The organism is Cognatishimia sp., assembly GCF_964229375.1.
Lineage (GTDB): Bacteria > Pseudomonadota > Alphaproteobacteria > Rhodobacterales > Rhodobacteraceae > Cognatishimia.
On record NZ_CAXREH010000103.1, the window covers coordinates 38433 to 53297 of the forward strand.

The 14865-nt window shown below is 57.2% G+C and carries 15 protein-coding genes and 1 tRNA gene; 6 read left to right on the plus strand and 10 right to left on the minus strand.

The annotated features are described in order from the left end of the window. Window positions 1-194: 194 nt before the first annotated feature. The 4 genes from ACEQWH_RS08250 to ACEQWH_RS08265 form a co-directional block, all read right to left on the minus strand. Complete coding sequence (locus tag ACEQWH_RS08250) at window positions 195-1742, minus strand: putative bifunctional diguanylate cyclase/phosphodiesterase (RefSeq protein ID WP_370229629.1); 1548 nt, start codon at window positions 1740-1742, stop codon at window positions 195-197. 66 nt (window positions 1743-1808) lie between these two features. After that, window positions 1809-2681 carry a tRNA 2-thiocytidine(32) synthetase TtcA gene (ttcA, locus tag ACEQWH_RS08255; protein ID WP_370229632.1) on the minus strand — a complete coding sequence of 291 codons (873 nt, stop codon included), beginning with the start codon at window positions 2679-2681 and terminating at the stop codon, window positions 1809-1811. A gap of 106 nt (window positions 2682-2787) precedes the next feature. Beyond that, window positions 2788-3936, minus strand: a complete 1149-nt coding sequence (locus tag ACEQWH_RS08260) for an aromatic ring-hydroxylating dioxygenase subunit alpha (protein WP_370229634.1) — start codon at window positions 3934-3936, stop codon at window positions 2788-2790. 121 nt (window positions 3937-4057) lie between these two features. Then, complete coding sequence (locus tag ACEQWH_RS08265) at window positions 4058-4288, minus strand: hypothetical protein (RefSeq protein WP_370229635.1); 231 nt, start codon at window positions 4286-4288, stop codon at window positions 4058-4060. Window positions 4289-4632: 344 nt separating this feature from the next. Here ACEQWH_RS08265 and ACEQWH_RS08270 point away from each other — a divergent pair, with 344 nt between their 5' ends. Further along, complete coding sequence (locus tag ACEQWH_RS08270; protein WP_370229638.1) at window positions 4633-5571, plus strand: alpha/beta fold hydrolase; 939 nt, start codon at window positions 4633-4635, stop codon at window positions 5569-5571. On the opposite strand, the gene yidD is transcribed toward ACEQWH_RS08270, so the two are convergent. The 3 genes from yidD to rpmH are packed head-to-tail and all read right to left on the minus strand — an operon-like array spanning window position 5561 to window position 6423. Further along, on the minus strand, window positions 5561-5830 hold the full coding sequence (yidD, locus tag ACEQWH_RS08275; protein WP_370229640.1) for a membrane protein insertion efficiency factor YidD: 270 nt from the start codon (window positions 5828-5830) through the stop codon (window positions 5561-5563). The two genes, ACEQWH_RS08270 and yidD, sit on opposite strands and share 11 nt — an antisense overlap. Beyond that, window positions 5830-6264 carry a ribonuclease P protein component gene (rnpA, locus tag ACEQWH_RS08280; RefSeq protein WP_370229642.1) on the minus strand — a complete coding sequence of 145 codons (435 nt, stop codon included), beginning with the start codon at window positions 6262-6264 and terminating at the stop codon, window positions 5830-5832. The genes yidD and rnpA overlap by 1 nt, the downstream gene beginning before the upstream one ends. 24 nt (window positions 6265-6288) lie before the next feature. Beyond that, window positions 6289-6423: a 50S ribosomal protein L34 gene (gene rpmH / locus ACEQWH_RS08285; protein ID WP_072791770.1), complete on the minus strand. Its 135-nt coding sequence runs from the start codon at window positions 6421-6423 to the stop codon at window positions 6289-6291. 283 nt (window positions 6424-6706) lie between these two features. On the opposite strand from rpmH, the gene ACEQWH_RS08290 reads away from it, so the two are divergent. From ACEQWH_RS08290 to ACEQWH_RS08305, 4 genes are all read left to right on the plus strand, one after another. Then, window positions 6707-7435: a TVP38/TMEM64 family protein gene (locus tag ACEQWH_RS08290; protein WP_370229645.1), complete on the plus strand. Its 729-nt coding sequence runs from the start codon at window positions 6707-6709 to the stop codon at window positions 7433-7435. 5 nt (window positions 7436-7440) lie between these two features. Further along, window positions 7441-8859: an NAD(P)/FAD-dependent oxidoreductase gene (locus ACEQWH_RS08295; RefSeq protein WP_370229648.1), complete on the plus strand. Its 1419-nt coding sequence runs from the start codon at window positions 7441-7443 to the stop codon at window positions 8857-8859. Between the two features lie 28 nt (window positions 8860-8887). Then, complete coding sequence (locus tag ACEQWH_RS08300) at window positions 8888-10276, plus strand: sensor histidine kinase (RefSeq protein WP_370229650.1); 1389 nt, start codon at window positions 8888-8890, stop codon at window positions 10274-10276. A gap of 62 nt (window positions 10277-10338) precedes the next feature. After that, window positions 10339-10415: transfer RNA gene (locus tag ACEQWH_RS08305), tRNA-Arg, on the plus strand. A 134-nt stretch (window positions 10416-10549) separates the two neighbouring features. Here the strand turns inward: ACEQWH_RS08305 and ACEQWH_RS08310 are convergent. The 3 genes from ACEQWH_RS08310 to ACEQWH_RS08320 form a co-directional block, all read right to left on the minus strand. Beyond that, window positions 10550-11038: a helix-turn-helix transcriptional regulator gene (locus ACEQWH_RS08310; RefSeq protein ID WP_370229653.1), complete on the minus strand. Its 489-nt coding sequence runs from the start codon at window positions 11036-11038 to the stop codon at window positions 10550-10552. A 165-nt stretch (window positions 11039-11203) separates the two neighbouring features. Beyond that, window positions 11204-12100, minus strand: a complete 897-nt coding sequence (locus tag ACEQWH_RS08315) for a DUF5666 domain-containing protein (protein ID WP_370229656.1) — start codon at window positions 12098-12100, stop codon at window positions 11204-11206. Further along, complete coding sequence (locus tag ACEQWH_RS08320; RefSeq protein ID WP_370229658.1) at window positions 12097-12915, minus strand: DUF6502 family protein; 819 nt, start codon at window positions 12913-12915, stop codon at window positions 12097-12099. Before ACEQWH_RS08320 ends, ACEQWH_RS08315 begins: the two co-directional genes overlap by 4 nt. 239 nt (window positions 12916-13154) lie before the next feature. Between ACEQWH_RS08320 and ACEQWH_RS08325 the strand changes: the two genes are divergently transcribed. After that, entirely contained in the window at window positions 13155-14702 is a 1548-nt protein-coding gene (locus ACEQWH_RS08325) for an AMP-binding protein (RefSeq protein WP_372521396.1), read from the plus strand. Window positions 14703-14865 lie beyond the last annotated feature (163 nt).

Below are 14865 nucleotides of genomic sequence, written 5' to 3' on the forward strand. Positions count from 1 at the left end.
GACGCGGGGCCACCTGTTTTGCTGGGCGTCGCAGCGGATGCCGCGCTTGCCCGTCTTTAACCTTTGGATGCACCTAAGCCTCGTCCGGCTTTGGGACAAGGGTGCAATAGCTCATGGTGGTTCAACAGAGGTCCGCGCCAAAGGTCAAGTGGATTCCCATTGTGGCGGCTTTGCAGGCGGTTGAGCGGGGGATTTTACCCGGTTTTTCGGCCCAAAGAGGGCAGAGACGACAGTTTCTGCGCGTGGGTGCGCATCCAGGGAATCGTATCGTGAAAAGGCATCGGGCGCGCGATGCCAAAACCTTGGACATGACCGCAGCCCAATTGCGCAAGCATTGTGTGTTCTCCGGCGGTTTCGACCCCTTCGGCCAAAGTCGCGATACCCAGTTGTTCCGCCATGGTGACGATCGCCGCGATTAGTCTTTGCTGGTCTTGATTGCGATCGACCTCTTTGACGAAAGACCGGTCGATTTTTAGCCGGTTGGCTGAGAACCTTTGAACCGAGCTGATCGCCGCATGGCCCGTGCCGAAATCGTCCAGATCGATGTGGCACCCCAGCTTGGCGAGGTCGCGCAGGTTGCGGGCCAGAACGCCGTCGGGTGCACCGGCGATCACAGACTCCAGCACCTCGATGGCGATGCGGTGAGCAGGCATTTCGTGGCGGTCCAACTCCCAACTGATGCGTTCCGCCAGCATCGGGTTGTGCAACTCGTCGCCGGAAAAATTAATGCCGACACGGGCGACGGAATGCCCCTTCAGATCCCAGCTGTTGATGGCCGAGATACTCTGACGCAGCATTTCCTCGGAAAGTTTTTCCAGCTGACCGCTCTCAGCCAGCGTGTCCAGAAACTCTCCGGGCGGCATGATGCCGTGTTGCGGGTGCTGCCAGCGGGCGAGGGCCTCAAACCCGGTGATCGCCCCGGTTTCTGTGGACACCTGCGGCTGAAACCAAGCCACCACCTCGCCGTTGATCAAAGCATCGCGGGCCTCGTCGCAAATCTTTTTGCGGTTTTGATGGTGTTGCAGAAGCTTCGGGGAAAAGGCCCGAATAGAGGATGTGCTGGCCCGTTGCGCGGCGGCAAGGGCGATCGTCGCGCCCTCTTCCAAAGAGGCGAGCGTATGCGTCTGCATCTGCCCACTGATACAAAAGCCAACCGAGACGGTGGCCCGAGCGCTGTGCCCATCAATCAAAAGCGGGCTTTCCAAAGCGGATTTGATCCGGTTGGCCATATGAATGCAGATTTCCAGATCCAGATGTTTGACCGGATGGATCAGACACTTAAACGCACCATCTGCGACGCGGGTGACCAGATCGCCATCTCGCAGGACACGGCTGAGGCGTTCGGAAAAGCTGCGCTGAAGTTGAAATCCGGCAGTGTCACCATGGGTGGCCAGAAAGTCAGAAAACCTGTCGACCTGCACCATGAAACATGCGGTTTTTCTGTGATCCTGCACCAGCATGTCGGGCCATGCCTTGGTCAACGCGTCCACCTGACTTGGGGTTGGAAGGCCGGTTAGCCCGTCGCCATTGGAGGCAACACCCTGGTCTGAGCGCATCGGCCTGAAGGCAAGACAGGCCGCCGGCAGCAGCAGCCCAGACAGAACAAACCCAAGTGGGCCGGCAAGCTGAAAGGCCAGCGCGCTGAACGGAACAATCAGAAAGACCAAAAGCCGCACGTCCAGCTTGGCTACAAGCATTTGCGCCGTCGTAATCGTCGCGTTCAGTTTCAGAATATGCCTCATAAGCCGCCAGTCCAAATCCAAACAAGAATAGGACTGACACCCTAGGGACGTAGAGTAAGGCGATGTTTAACGCAGCTTGGGTGGCAGGTCTGAATCTTCTTCGAATTTTACAGACCCCAGAGAAAGCCCTGCAAAATCAAAGAGTTTAGGGTCCAGCAAATGAGACGGCCGCGCGTTCATCAGCGCGCGGAACATGACCTGCCGGCGTCCGGGCGCGTTCCTTTCCCACTGATCCAGAATCTGTTTAACTTGCTGTCGCTGAAGCCCGTCCTGCGAGCCGCAGAGGTCGCAAGGAATGATTGGATAGTTCATCGCCTTGGCGAATTTCTCGCAATCCTCTTCGGCCACATGCGCCAACGGGCGATAGACGAAAAGATCGCCCTCTTCGTTGACCAGCTTTGGCGGCATCGTGGCCAGCCTGCCTCCGTGAAAAAGATTCATGAAAAAGGTTTCAAGAATATCATCACGGTGATGGCCCAGAACGACAGCAGAGCAGCCTTCTTCGCGGGCAATGCGATAGAGGTTTCCGCGACGCAACCGTGAACACAGCGCACAATAGGTGCGACCGGCGGGAACCTTGTCTTTCACGATGGAATAGGTGTCTTGATATTCGATGCGGTGCTCGACACCCATCTTTTCCAGAAACTCTGGCAGAACGGTCGCCGGAAAGCCGGGCTGTCCCTGATCCAGATTGCAGGCCAGAATGTCGACGGGCAGCAGCCCGCGCCATTTCAGCTCGTGCAGACCCGCAAGCAGCGTGTAACTGTCTTGGCCGCCTGACAGACACACCAGCCAACGCGCGCCGCGTTCAATCCTGCCGTATTGTTCGATAGCCGCGCGCGTGTAGCGCACAATCCGTTTGCGCAGCTTTTTGAAGCTGGCACTGGAAGGAGCGCCATGAAAGAGCGGGTGGATATCGTCGAGGTCATCATCAAGCATGGCGGGCATATGCCAAAGAATGCCTGTCGAGAAAAGCTGTATTTGCTCTGTGCATGACCGTCAGCCCCTGACCAGAGTGGCGAAAACCCACGGCATGTGCCCGACTCTATTCTGCGGCAATCTTGCGACGGCGGTCTGCAACCTTGTCTGCAACCCACTTGTGAAACAGATGCGTTGGCCCATCCATCGCAGGCGAGAACCGCACGCCATCAAAGCCTGGGGCGTGACGGCCGCGTTGCATGCCTTCGACAACAAAGACATCCTCTTCAAACACCTGCTTCCAAAGCGCGGCGTTCTTTGTGCGCAGCTCAGCGTCGGTGTCTTCTTGTGCATAGTAAAGATGGATATGTTCGGCGGTCTGATCCGTGGCTTTGGGTTCCAGAATAATGGCAAAGGCGTGATCGCGCTGGGCGCCCAACAAAACGTTGGGAAACACGGTGATATATTCCGCGCCCTCATTCCATTTGTCAGACAGATTTGGGAAGTCGGGGAAGGTTTCGCCTGCCTCGCTCTCGATCTGGCGATAGACCAAAGTGCCCTGGCCAGAATATTTGCCCGGCTCTTCGATGTTGTAGTGATCTTCCAGACGCGAATAGCTGTTCAGACCCGGGTGCACCCACGGCAGATGGTAGCTTTCGCAATAATTCTCTACGGCGAGTTTCCAGTTGGTTTTCACATCAAGGCGGAAATAGCTGCCGTCTCCGCCGTGAATATGGGGGCTGTCAAATTCCTTCCAGCGCTCCATAAGATCGGTGTTGACCTCTTCAAACTGCGCGGCTTTGCCTGACAGGTTCACAAACACCACATCACGCCAGATATAGCTGGGCACTTCGATCAACCCCAGTGTCGCGCGGTCCATGTCATCATGCGTGTTCATACCCGGCCCACCGACGTGAGGCGTCGCCACCAGCTTGCCATCTGTGCCATAGCACCAGCTGTGATAGGGACAACGGATCGCGCCTTCGATTTTGCGCGGCTCGCTCACCAGGATCATCCCGCGATGGCGACAGATGTTGTTGAACACACGCACAACACCCTTTTTGTCGCGCAAAAGCAGCAAGGGCGCACCAAGAAACTCGATCGGTTTTGCATCGCCGGGTTCGGGGACATCAGAGGCAACCGCAAGGCCGGCCCATTGGTCAAACAACAGGGCGTCGCGTTCTTCGGCAAACACGGTGGGATCCGTGTAATGCGCATTTGGCAAGCCGTTCGCTTTGGCAATTGGGCGATCTACGCCTGAAATATCCGTGACCATAGCTGCGTCCTCCGTGGCTGATTGGCCAATGCTACGCCCGAATGCGCTGGGCGCAAAATATCATGGCGACAAGAGTGTCCTCTCAGCGACATCTCCAGCCCAAAACTGGACTGACGACGGGTTAGAATGGACCGTTGGTCCACCTGTCTGGCGATTTGACCTGAGGCGGCAGGCCGATGTCCCGACGCAGATGGTCACTTGCGGTATGAGGCAGCTTGATCGGCCGCCTGGTCGTTTTGAAGGCTTCTTTCAGAAGCGCGAGTGCTATCCGCCGCAAGCCGAAGCGCGTGATCAGATGCGCAAGCGCCAGATGCAAGTCATGCAGGGGCGATGGGTTTTCAATACGAGTCATGTCTGTCTTCGCCGAATGCGGCGATCCTATATCAATTGTTAAAATGAGAGTCCGGGTGCGGACGTAAGATCAGAGTAAAATCTGAAGAGAGTTCAAGTGACGGGGCGGGTTAGACCGCGTCTGCCCAGGCTAGGGCTGATAGGCCAAAAAGAGGGCGGCAAGCTCGTGCAGTCATACGCATGTGTCGCCTCCTGTGGCTGTGGGTTGAACTGTTGCTCTTTCTAAAGGGGCGGACGTGAAACACGAGTACGGTATTCCTTAGGTTGAGCGTAGTCTAAGCCCTGTATTTGATTGCATCCCCGTCGGGCAGTAAGCTTGAGGCCTGTTTTTCAGGAGTATTTACGATGGACTATTTTTTCTCGGTCAGAGGTCGGTCTGGCGACCACTATTCAAACGCGCTGGCAACGCCAAAATACCTAAAAGTACCTGAAGGCGCCGATGGGCTGCATCGCGACCACGAGGTCGGGCTGAAACAATGGCTGAGCGATGTGCAAGAGGCCGCCTGCGCGTCGCCACCGGCCAAGGGCAATATTCTGATTTTTGTGCATGGGTTCAATACGGACCAATGGGATATGCTGGAGCGCCACCGGCTTATTCGCAAGGGGCTGCAAAAGCGGGGCTATGTCGGCACGGTTGTTAGTTTCGACTGGCCCAGTGACGGCACCGCGCTGGGCTATGTCTCGGATCGGCGCGATGCGCGGCGGGCGGCGGATTATCTGTTTAAACATGGCATTACGCGTTTGTCTGCGATGCAACGCGAGGACTGTGAATTCAATATTCACGTGTTGGCGCACTCGATGGGGTCTTTCCTTGTCCGCGAGGCGTTTGACTATGCCGATGATGACCACAAGACCGCGCAGAAAAGCTGGAACGTCAGCCAGGTGGCTTTGGTTGCAGCTGATATTTCGGCCAAATCGATGCGGGGCGGCAGCCCTAAGACATCCTCGTTGCTGCGCCATGCCACCCGAGTGACCAACTATTTCAGCCCTTTGGACGAAATTCTGTCGATTTCAGAGGTCAAACGCATCGGCGTGTCGCGCCGTCTGGGGCGGGTTGGGTTGCCAAGCGAGCATTCGGAAAAGGTCTATGACGTCTACTGTGGGCAGTTTTACAAAGACCATAAAGACTCGTTTGAAAGCGGCGTGTCTACGAGCCACCGTTGGTATTTCGAGGCAGACCGGTTTTATGAAGATCTAAATCACACGCTCTCAGGGAAATTGGATCGCGAGGAAATCCCGACCCGCGGTTTCACCAATAAGGGGCGACTGGCGCTTATGTCTTAGGATCGCCCGAGGCCTGTTCGTCGGCCTCGTCCTGATAGGTTCCGGGAACGGGGTCATAGCCGCTGCTGCCCCACGGGTGACAGCGGCCAATTCTGCGAAGGGTCAGAATGCTGCCTTTGACGGCACCGTGTTTGTCCAGGGCTTCTAACGCATAGGCAGAACATGTCGGTTGATAGCGACAGTTGTGTCCAACCCACGGGCTGAAGATCAGACGGTAGGCGCGGACGGGCAGGGCCGCGATATGCGCAAGCGGAGACATCAGCGTTTCTCGTGCAGCTTCTTCAGCGCATAGATAAGATCGCGTTTCAGATCTTCAAAGGGGCGGGCGGCGGTCACCTCTGCGCGTCCGATCAGGACATAGTCCCAGCCCGCACGCGCCTTAAGAGGCAAAACCGCGCGTGCGACTTCACGCAAACGCCGTTTTGCGCGATTGCGCGCGACCGCGTTGCCAACTTTCTTGGAACAGGTAAAGCCGACGCGAAATGCCACAGGGTCATGTGGTTCGCCCTCGCGCCGTTTTCGGGCCTGCACCATCATCGAGCCGGTGCCCTGTCTGCGGGCCCGTGACGCCGCAACAAAGTCTTTGCGGGTTTTGATGATGACCAGCTTTGCGCCGTCCAGACATGACGAAGCCGCCGGAGGGGTCTCCCCCGTCGTGGCTGTGCCATCCATGGGGGCCTCCGGCGGCGTCATGTTCTTTGACCTAAAGGCTAAGGCTTACGCGCTCAGCGCCTTGCGGCCACGTGCACGACGTGCGTTCAGGATCTTACGACCGGCTTTTGTTGCCATGCGCGCACGGAAGCCGTGGCGGCGCTTGCGAACCAGGTTCGAGGGTTGGTAGGTGCGTTTCATCGCTCCGTCTCCGTACTTAACTTGAGGCCTGCGCCGACTCACATCGGGCAAACAGTCTATTCGAAGCCCTGCCTATAGGCGCGGCTTTGGGGGAAGTCAAACGTCGATCCCCGTTTTTGCAACAAAAATGCGGCCAGTCGGGGGAGTAATGTTTCAATTCCATTACAATATGGCCGCTTTCATCACAGAAGTCGTGATCGAGTTCAAGCGCCTGTGAACACCCTTTCGGTATTGCGCACAACAGGACATCTTGAGGGCAATCGAAAGCCACGAGATAGGTAGAATGTCTGATATGAGCGAAGCACCCAAGTCCGGTTTGGCCAAACGCCTGCCCCTTATTGCAATTTTAGTGATCGCCGCGATTGGGGCCTTTACCCTGCGCGATTATCTGACCTTTGAAACACTGCGTGACAATCGCGAAGCGCTGTTGGCCTTCCGTGATGCAAACTACCTGCTGACGGTCGCGGCCTTTATGCTGGCCTATGTGGTCATCGTCGCCTTTAGCCTCCCGGGGGCTACGGTGGCCACATTGACTGGCGGGTTCCTTTTCGCAACCTTCCCCGGCGCTTTGTTCAACGTCACCGCCGCAACCATCGGGGCCATCCTGATCTTTCTGGCAGCCCGCTGGGGGCTTGGCGAACGCCTGGCCGCAAAGATGGAAGGCTCTGAAGGCGCCGTTAAGAATATCAAAGACGGAATCGACGAGAACCAATGGTCGATGCTGTTCCTGATCCGCCTGGTGCCTGTTGTGCCCTTCTTTGTCGCCAACCTCGTACCTGCGCTGGTCGGTGTTCCGCTGAACCGCTTTGCGATCTCGACCTTCCTGGGCATCATTCCGGGCGGCGTTGTCTATACCTCGGTTGGAGCGGGTCTGGGCGATGTGTTTGCACGCGGTGAAACACCAAACCTCGGCATTATCTTTGAACCTCAAATTCTGCTGCCAATCCTCGGCCTTTGTGCTCTGGCGGCTCTCCCTATCGCGCTCAAAGCCATTCGCGGCCAAAAGGACTGATCACAATGAAACACATTAAAACCGATCTCCTCGTTATTGGTGCAGGCTCTGGTGGTCTGTCCGTCGCAGCCGGTGCCGTTCAGATGGGCGCAGATGTGACCATGCTTGAAGGCCACAAGATGGGTGGCGACTGTCTGAACTTTGGCTGTGTGCCCTCCAAGGCTCTGATCGCAAGTGGCAAGGCCGCCTGGGGTCAGGCCCACGCCTCCAAATACGGTGTGGCGGATGTAACGCCCAAAGTGGACTATGCTGCTGCCAAAGATCATGTGGCGGACGTCATTGCCGAAATCGAGCCAAACGACTCGGTCGAACGTTTCGAAGGTCTGGGCGTGCGTGTCATTCAGGAATACGGCGAATTCGTCTCGGATCGTGAAGTCAAGGCAGGCGACACGCTGATTAAAGCGCGTCGGGTTGTGATTTCGACCGGCTCTTCCCCGTTTGTGCCGCCGATCCCCGGGCTGGACAAAGTGCCATATCAAACCAACGAAACCCTGTTTGAGTTGCGCGAGCAACCCGAGCACCTTCTGGTGATTGGCGGTGGTCCTATCGGTCTGGAAATGGCACAGGCGCACCGTCGGTTGGGCTCTCAGGTGACGGTCATCGAAGGCATGAAGGCGCTGGGCAAGGACGATCCGGAAATGGCCGCGATTGTTCTGGACAATCTGCGCGCCGAAGGTGTCGAGATCGAAGAAGGCGCGCTGGTCTCTGAAGTGCGTGGCACAGATGGTGCGATCGAGGTCGAAGTACAGGATGGTAGGGTCTTTAAGGGCACCCATCTGCTGATGGCCGCAGGGCGCAAGCCAAACATCGACAAACTCAATCTGGAAGCTGCGGGCATCGAAACCACCCGCACTGGTATCAAAGTCGATGCCGGAATGCGGACCACGAACCGTCGCGTCTATGCCATCGGCGATGTCGCAGGCGGTCTGCAGTTCACCCATGTCGCCGGATACCACGCGGGTCTTATCATTCGCTCGGCCCTGTTCGGCCTGCCAGCCAAAGAGCGCACCGATCACATTCCTTGGTCGACCTATACAGAGCCAGAACTGGCGCAGGTTGGCCTGACCGAAGCGCAAGCTCGCGAAAAGCATGGCGACGATCTTGAGGTGGCACGCTTCCATTTCAACCACAACGACCGCGCAATTGCCGAGCGTAAGACCGCCGGTCTTATTAAAGTTATGGTTGTAAAGGGCCGCCCGATCGGAGCCTCGATTGCCGGGTATCAGGCAGGTGAACTTGTCAATCTGTGGGCTCTGGTGATCGCGAACAAACTGAAAATGTCCGCTGTTGCCAATATGGTTGCACCCTATCCAACAGTCGGAGAGTTGAACAAACGCGCCGCAGGTGCCTATTACTCTCCAAGATTGTTTGATAACCCTAAGGTTAAGTCGGTGGTTCGTTTCGTACAGCGCTGGCTCCCATAAGACCTATATATTAGCACAGGCGGCACAGATGCTCAGAACCCTCTCAGGACGGTTTCTTATACTGACTGTTATTTTTGTAATGGTTGCGGAAATCCTGATCTTTGTGCCGTCGATTGCACGCTTTCGCGAAGACTATCTTTTGTCGCGCCTGGAACGCGCTCAGATTGCCTCTCTCGCATTGCTTGCAGATGACATGATCAGCGAAGACCTTGAGGCAGAGCTGTTACGCAACGCCGAGGTCTATAACGTTGTGCTGCGGCGCGACGAGGTGCGTCAGCTGATGCTGAGCTCCGAGATGCCAGCCCCCATTGAAGACACCGTCGACTTGCGCGATCCGTCTGCCTGGACGCTGATTTATGATGCTACAGCGCGCTTGTTTGATCCTGAACCAGAGGTCATCCGCGTGATCGGCGCGCCGGTGCGTGAAGCGGGTCTGTTGATCGAAGTCACGATCTGGACCAAGGATCTGCGCAGCGCGATGCTGGACTATGGCCTGAATATTCTGGTGCTATCCGCAGTAATCTCGATCTTTACGGCGTCGCTGCTGTTTGTGGCCGTCAGGTTGATCCTGGTAAAGCCGATCCGAGGTGTTGTCGGGTATATGCAAAGCTATGCCGCCGCCCCCGAAGATGCTCGCCGCATCATTCAGCCCAGCGCTGGCGTAGAAGAGCTGCGCGAAGCCGAGGTGGCCTTGCAGACGCTTCAGATGGAACTTACAGCGGCCCTGAAACAGCGCGAGCGTCTGGCGCAACTGGGCGGCGCGGTGGCCAAAGTCAGCCACGATCTGCGTAATATTCTGACCTCGGCTCAGCTTTTCACAGACCGGATTGAAATGTCCGAAGACCCCACGGTCAAGCGCATGGCACCCAAGCTGGTGAACTCGATAACGCGGGCTGTCCATCTTTGCGAAAGCACGCTGGCTTTCGGTAAGGCCGAAGAACCGGCCCCGTCGCTGACTGACGTCCCACTTGCGGATGTGGTGCAGGACGCGTTGGAATCTGAAAATCTTGCGGTGGGCGAATATGACCTGGCATTTTCTGCCGACATCACGCCGGGCGCTTTGGTGATGGCAGATGCAGAACAGCTTTACCGCGTGATCCACAACCTTGTGCGCAACGCACGGCAGGCGATTGTTGCCTCTGGCAAACCTGGTCAAATTCAGGTCGCCCTAGAGGATGCGCCCCAAGACTGGCTGATCCGGATCAGCGACACGGGCCCGGGCCTTCCGCCCAAAGCGCTTGAGCATCTTTTCAAGCCATTTCAAGGCGGTATGCGCAAAGGCGGCACCGGGTTGGGGCTTGCCATTTCCTCAGAGCTGATCCGCGGACATGGCGGTGATCTGACGCTTGAGAGAAGCGACGAGACCGGAACAGTGTTCAAAATTCGCCTTCCGAAGGGCGCAGTGACAGAAATCTAAAAAAAGTGGATTTTTGCGCTTGCGAGTCGCGCAGGTTAGGATTAAACCGCCCCTCACACCGCGCTCTGGTAGCTCAGCTGGATAGAGTACTTGACTACGAATCAAGGGGTCGGGGGTTCGAATCCTCCCCAGAGCGCCATTTTTCCCCAGCTGAAATCTTGACCGACATTACACATGCAGTTTCTCTGCCTGCGCGCAATTCAGTTTGAAATTACATATAGCGACCTTGACGAGCACCTCGTACCGCGATCATCTGAAACGGCGCGGGCCGCGTTACTTAACCGAGGCACCGTCGGTTAGTTCTTCCAGAAATGCACTCAGTAGCTGGGCTTTGCCCGCGTAGCCGGATTTTTTGTAGATAGAGTTGGTCTGCGCTTTCACGGTGCCTTGCTTTGCGTCCCGAATTTCCGCGATCTCGGCGATGCTGCATCCCTTCAGGATCAACCGTGTGACGTCCCGTTCCGCGCCGGTGAAGTCCCATTTTTCAAAATGCGCATCCAGCATGTCCTGAAACGCGTGGGCGGCCCTGCTGACTTTGAACTCCAGGGTTTTTTGGTATTTCCACATTCTAAGGCCTTCAAAGGCTGCCAGCGCGATGCAGAGGATCAGCGCGACAAGCACTATGATTTCAAGCACTTCCAGGATGAAGAGATCTTCGGGCGCGTGAAACCCGAAAACTTCGATCGCTTCTTCTGCCAACATCAAAACGCCCAGGAACATGGCGAGGCCGACCACTGTAATCAGTCTTTTGGCATTTGGCATTTTGTGGTCCTTAGATCGAAAGAGGCTATTCATAGCACGCCGGCGTTTCAGACGCTGTGCGCGTCTGTAAAAGCCATTGGGCTGGAACGCAAAATGTTTCGTGATGCGTCGGGCCTTGGGACGCGGTCTTTACGGCGACGCCCAATGTCCTCTGCCGCCACGCATCTAGTGCGGAGGCAGGCAGCTTTCTAGGACGGTCGCGATCTCTGTGGCTTCGTTCTGGTCAGCAAGGATGGCGAAAAGGCGGTCGTTGCTGTTGCACACGAACTGACGCGACGAGGGGTCTATCATCTCCGGATTATCCGTATAGCTCACGATGTCAGACCCAAGCAGCGTATAGACGCCAGAGGGTTCCGGCACCGAAAAATACCCCTCAGAGAAGACGACATGCGGCTTGCCGGCAAAGACACCAGCCTCCAGACGGTCGGCCCGCAAGGCGTTCCCCGTGGTGGTGCCAAAGGCGCGTACGACGTCCCCGTCACTTAAGTGACGCGGCGCAAAGCCCGTGATCTCGGTGCCGCCAATTCGGAGCGGCTGCCCCGGGGTGACGTCAAAGACGGTGCCTTCGATCTGGGCCTGGCTGTCGGGCGACACGCTTTCTATCCGCGAGGCGACGATCGTATCGGACCGCCACAGGCCACTTACCGCCACCCAGTCGCCAACGTTTAAGTCGGTGGTGTCGAGCCCCGCGTCCAGAACGGCTGTGCCCATGACCATGATCTGCCCCGCAGCTTTGCTTTGCACGGGGCCGACCAGCGGCGCAATCTGGCGAATGTATGAGGCCTGCCAGCTGTCGTCATGTTGCGTGGCGATGACAGCGACGGTGTGACCGGGGCGCAGTTGTCTGGCCATAGCAACGGTTGCGCCTTCAGAAACCTCAAGGTCGGGGGCGAACCGGATGTGCTGTCCATTCACAAAGATGCTGCCAAGCGCCGTGACGGTTCCCAGAATACCGGTACCAAGTATGCCGCCTTCCTGTTCACTTTCTTCGTCACCAGCCAGTGCCGCGCTCGCCACGGATAGGGTCAGAGCGGCAGATAACAGGAGTCGCAACAGGGTCATTCGGTGTCCTTCGTCGTCTTTTTTTGTACTGGCAAAACATAGACGCCCGCCGCAAACCGGCCTTTGGCGTTCTGATCCGTGTCTCGGTCTTGCAATTCGCGGGCACGGGCGTTCAGGCGCTCTAGCAAGGCCTGTGCCTCGGTGCGCGCAAGGGCATCAAGCTCGGCAACAGAGGCATCGCTGAGATGAGAGTAGCGCACGAGGCGATCAAAATGTCGGGGTGTGCCTTCGTCCGCCAGAAGGTTTTCTGTGGCGGCCTTCAAATGCGTGCTCAGCGTTGCGCGATAAGCGGCCACCAGTTCTTTGGATCCGGCACTTGGGATCAGTGCGTTCACACCCAGATGATAGCGGTCGTCTTCGTCCTTGGTGACGGCCCCTTGATCCAGCAGCGCCTGAAGCAGTGTGCCCGGTGCCGCGTCCAGCCTTACGTGGCGCACCAGATCGTCAAACCCTGGCCCTTCGTCGCTGGCCTCGCGCAGCAGGGCGCGGGGGCGTCCGTTTGCCTGTCGGTAGTCCGGCGATGTGCTCCAGTGTCCCACCAGAAGGGCCAGCCGGTTCGCGGTTTTACGACCATCCCCCGTGGAGGCGCTGCTGCGAAGGCGGCGCACATCCTTTCGGTGCAGCCCGGTCAGAACGCTGATCCGGCTGTCAGACACCTCGGGCCCCTGAGCTTCGATTACCGCATTCAAAAGAGCCACCTTTATCGATTCCGTCACAGCGCCCACAGTGACGCCATGCGCCACCATCGCTGATGACAGTGGCGCGAGCAAATCGGTCAGCACGTCCGAAAACAGGTCAGGCGTTTTCTCGCTCAAGGCAGATTCCTTATATTTCCAAGGATATTATGACTGTGACTATCAGAGTTTCATCGGATTTACACATGGTCGTGAGCGAGCGTTAACCATTGTGATATGTAAATGGGAAAATTTCCCATTAACAAAAATCTACTCACACCCAAAAGAGAGATTTCACCGTGCAGAACCTTGCATCCGATACATCGTTACATTCTCCTCAAATTCACCCTGTCGCGTTAACCAGTCCCGATCAAACCGGCTTGCAAGCTTTGACACCGTATGACCGCGACCGGTTTTTTGCTTTTGGGTGGGGGGCAACAGAAGCTCCGCGGTTTTCAACCATTCTGGACGGCTTCACCCATTTTGCGGCGCTGCAACCTATGGCGGTTGCCGTCGAACATCAGGGGGCAGCGATCACCTATGGCGCGTTGAATACGGCGGCCAACCGTTTGGCGCGGGTTTTGGCGCAAAAGGGCGTTAAGCGCGGGCAGGTCGTAGGCCTTTATCTGCAACGCTCTATCGAGATGGTGGTTGGCATTCTGGCGGCAATGAAAGTGGGCGCGGCCTATGCCCCGCAGCATGTGGGCGTCGCGACTGAAGATGGGCTGCGCTATATCGCTGAACAGACCGGGGCCAAAGTTTTGCTGACCCTATCGAAGTTCAAAGACGACGTGCCGGTGGACACAGATCGCCAGAGCTTGGTGTGTATCGATGAGGTCATGGCGGACACAGCCCTGTCTTCTGAGGCCCCTTCCGGTGACGCTTATAGGCTGCGCGCCAGTGACCGCGCCATTGTGTTGTTCACCTCTGGCACGACCGGCGTCCCGAATGGGGTTCAGGTCACGCATAAGAACCTGTGCAACATCCTGCTGACCTCGCCGGGCAATCTGGGGATGCGTCCGGGGTTGCGTGTGGGACAGATCCTGTCGATCGCGTTTGACATGGCGGCCTGGGAAACCCTGGGGGCTTTGTCGAACGGCGCAACCCTGGTGATCCGCGGGAAATCCATTGCAGAAACCGCCGCCAAGGTAGACATCCTGATCGGCACACCCTCGATCCTGAACACGTTGGACGTTGAAACCTGCCAGCACATCAAAGTCGCGGCGGTGGCGGGCGAGCCCTGTCCGCGTCCGCTGGCGGATGCGTGGTCGCAGTTCTGCACGTTTTATAATTCGTGCGGCCCGACCGAAACGACGATCATCAACACCGCAGAGCCTCATGCCGCGCATAAGGCCGACCTGTCGATTGGACGGCCGACGCCCAACAATACGGTCTATGTTCTGGACGAGGATCTGAGGCCGCTTCCGATTGGCGAGAAAGGCACGATGTGGGCAGGCGGAGACTGTGTGAGCCAAGGCTATCTGGCCAATCCAAAGCTGACGCACGAGCGCTATCGTCCCGATCCGTTCCGGCCCGGTCATATGATGTTCAACACACGCGATCTGGGCTCTTGGACCGATGACGGAGAGCTTTTGCACCATGGTCGCGTCGATGACCTTGTGAAGATCTGCGGCTTTCGTGTCGAGCTGGACGGGGTGTCATCCGCGTTGGAGTCCGCCGAAAGCTGTGAGCAGGCTGTCACGCTGAAATACAACGACCGCAACCTTGTCAGTTTTATTTCGCCCGCGACAGCGGATGTCGCAGCGGCTGTGCAGTCCGTCGAAGCAAAGCTGCCTTACTACAACAAACCCAGCCTTGTTCTGGCGCTGGACGAGCTGCCAAGAACCGCGCGCGGCAAGATCGACAAACGGGTGTTGTTACAGATGGCCAAGGCCGAAATCGAGACCCGTGGTGTGGAGCTGAAGTGATGGCGACTGAAACACTTGATATCGAAGCCAAGCCCTCCCGCTGGCGCAGAGTCACCCGTCATCCGGCCCTGATGGAATACCGCCGGCTGGCCTTTCTGGTCGCCTCGGTCAACTTGCTGGTCTTTGGGATCGGCATTCGTGATGGCCATTGGCACGACGGAAC

Excerpts from the sequence above, each read along its gene's own strand:
- ACEQWH_RS08250 (WP_370229629.1), bottom strand. The coding sequence starts at position 1,742 with ATGAGGCATATTCTGAAACTGAACGCGACGATTACGACGGCGCAAATG.
- ttcA (WP_370229632.1), bottom strand. The coding sequence starts at position 2,681 with ATGCTTGATGATGACCTCGACGATATCCACCCGCTCTTTCATGGCGCT.
- ACEQWH_RS08260 (WP_370229634.1), bottom strand. The coding sequence starts at position 3,936 with ATGGTCACGGATATTTCAGGCGTAGATCGCCCAATTGCCAAAGCGAAC.
- ACEQWH_RS08265 (WP_370229635.1), bottom strand. The coding sequence starts at position 4,288 with ATGACTCGTATTGAAAACCCATCGCCCCTGCATGACTTGCATCTGGCG.
- ACEQWH_RS08270 (WP_370229638.1), top strand. The coding sequence starts at position 4,633 with ATGGACTATTTTTTCTCGGTCAGAGGTCGGTCTGGCGACCACTATTCA.
- yidD (WP_370229640.1), bottom strand. The coding sequence starts at position 5,830 with ATGTCTCCGCTTGCGCATATCGCGGCCCTGCCCGTCCGCGCCTACCGT.
- rnpA (WP_370229642.1), bottom strand. The coding sequence starts at position 6,264 with ATGACGCCGCCGGAGGCCCCCATGGATGGCACAGCCACGACGGGGGAG.
- rpmH (WP_072791770.1), bottom strand. The coding sequence starts at position 6,423 with ATGAAACGCACCTACCAACCCTCGAACCTGGTTCGCAAGCGCCGCCAC.
- ACEQWH_RS08290 (WP_370229645.1), top strand. The coding sequence starts at position 6,707 with ATGTCTGATATGAGCGAAGCACCCAAGTCCGGTTTGGCCAAACGCCTG.
- ACEQWH_RS08295 (WP_370229648.1), top strand. The coding sequence starts at position 7,441 with ATGAAACACATTAAAACCGATCTCCTCGTTATTGGTGCAGGCTCTGGT.
- ACEQWH_RS08300 (WP_370229650.1), top strand. The coding sequence starts at position 8,888 with ATGCTCAGAACCCTCTCAGGACGGTTTCTTATACTGACTGTTATTTTT.
- ACEQWH_RS08310 (WP_370229653.1), bottom strand. The coding sequence starts at position 11,038 with ATGCCAAATGCCAAAAGACTGATTACAGTGGTCGGCCTCGCCATGTTC.
- ACEQWH_RS08315 (WP_370229656.1), bottom strand. The coding sequence starts at position 12,100 with ATGACCCTGTTGCGACTCCTGTTATCTGCCGCTCTGACCCTATCCGTG.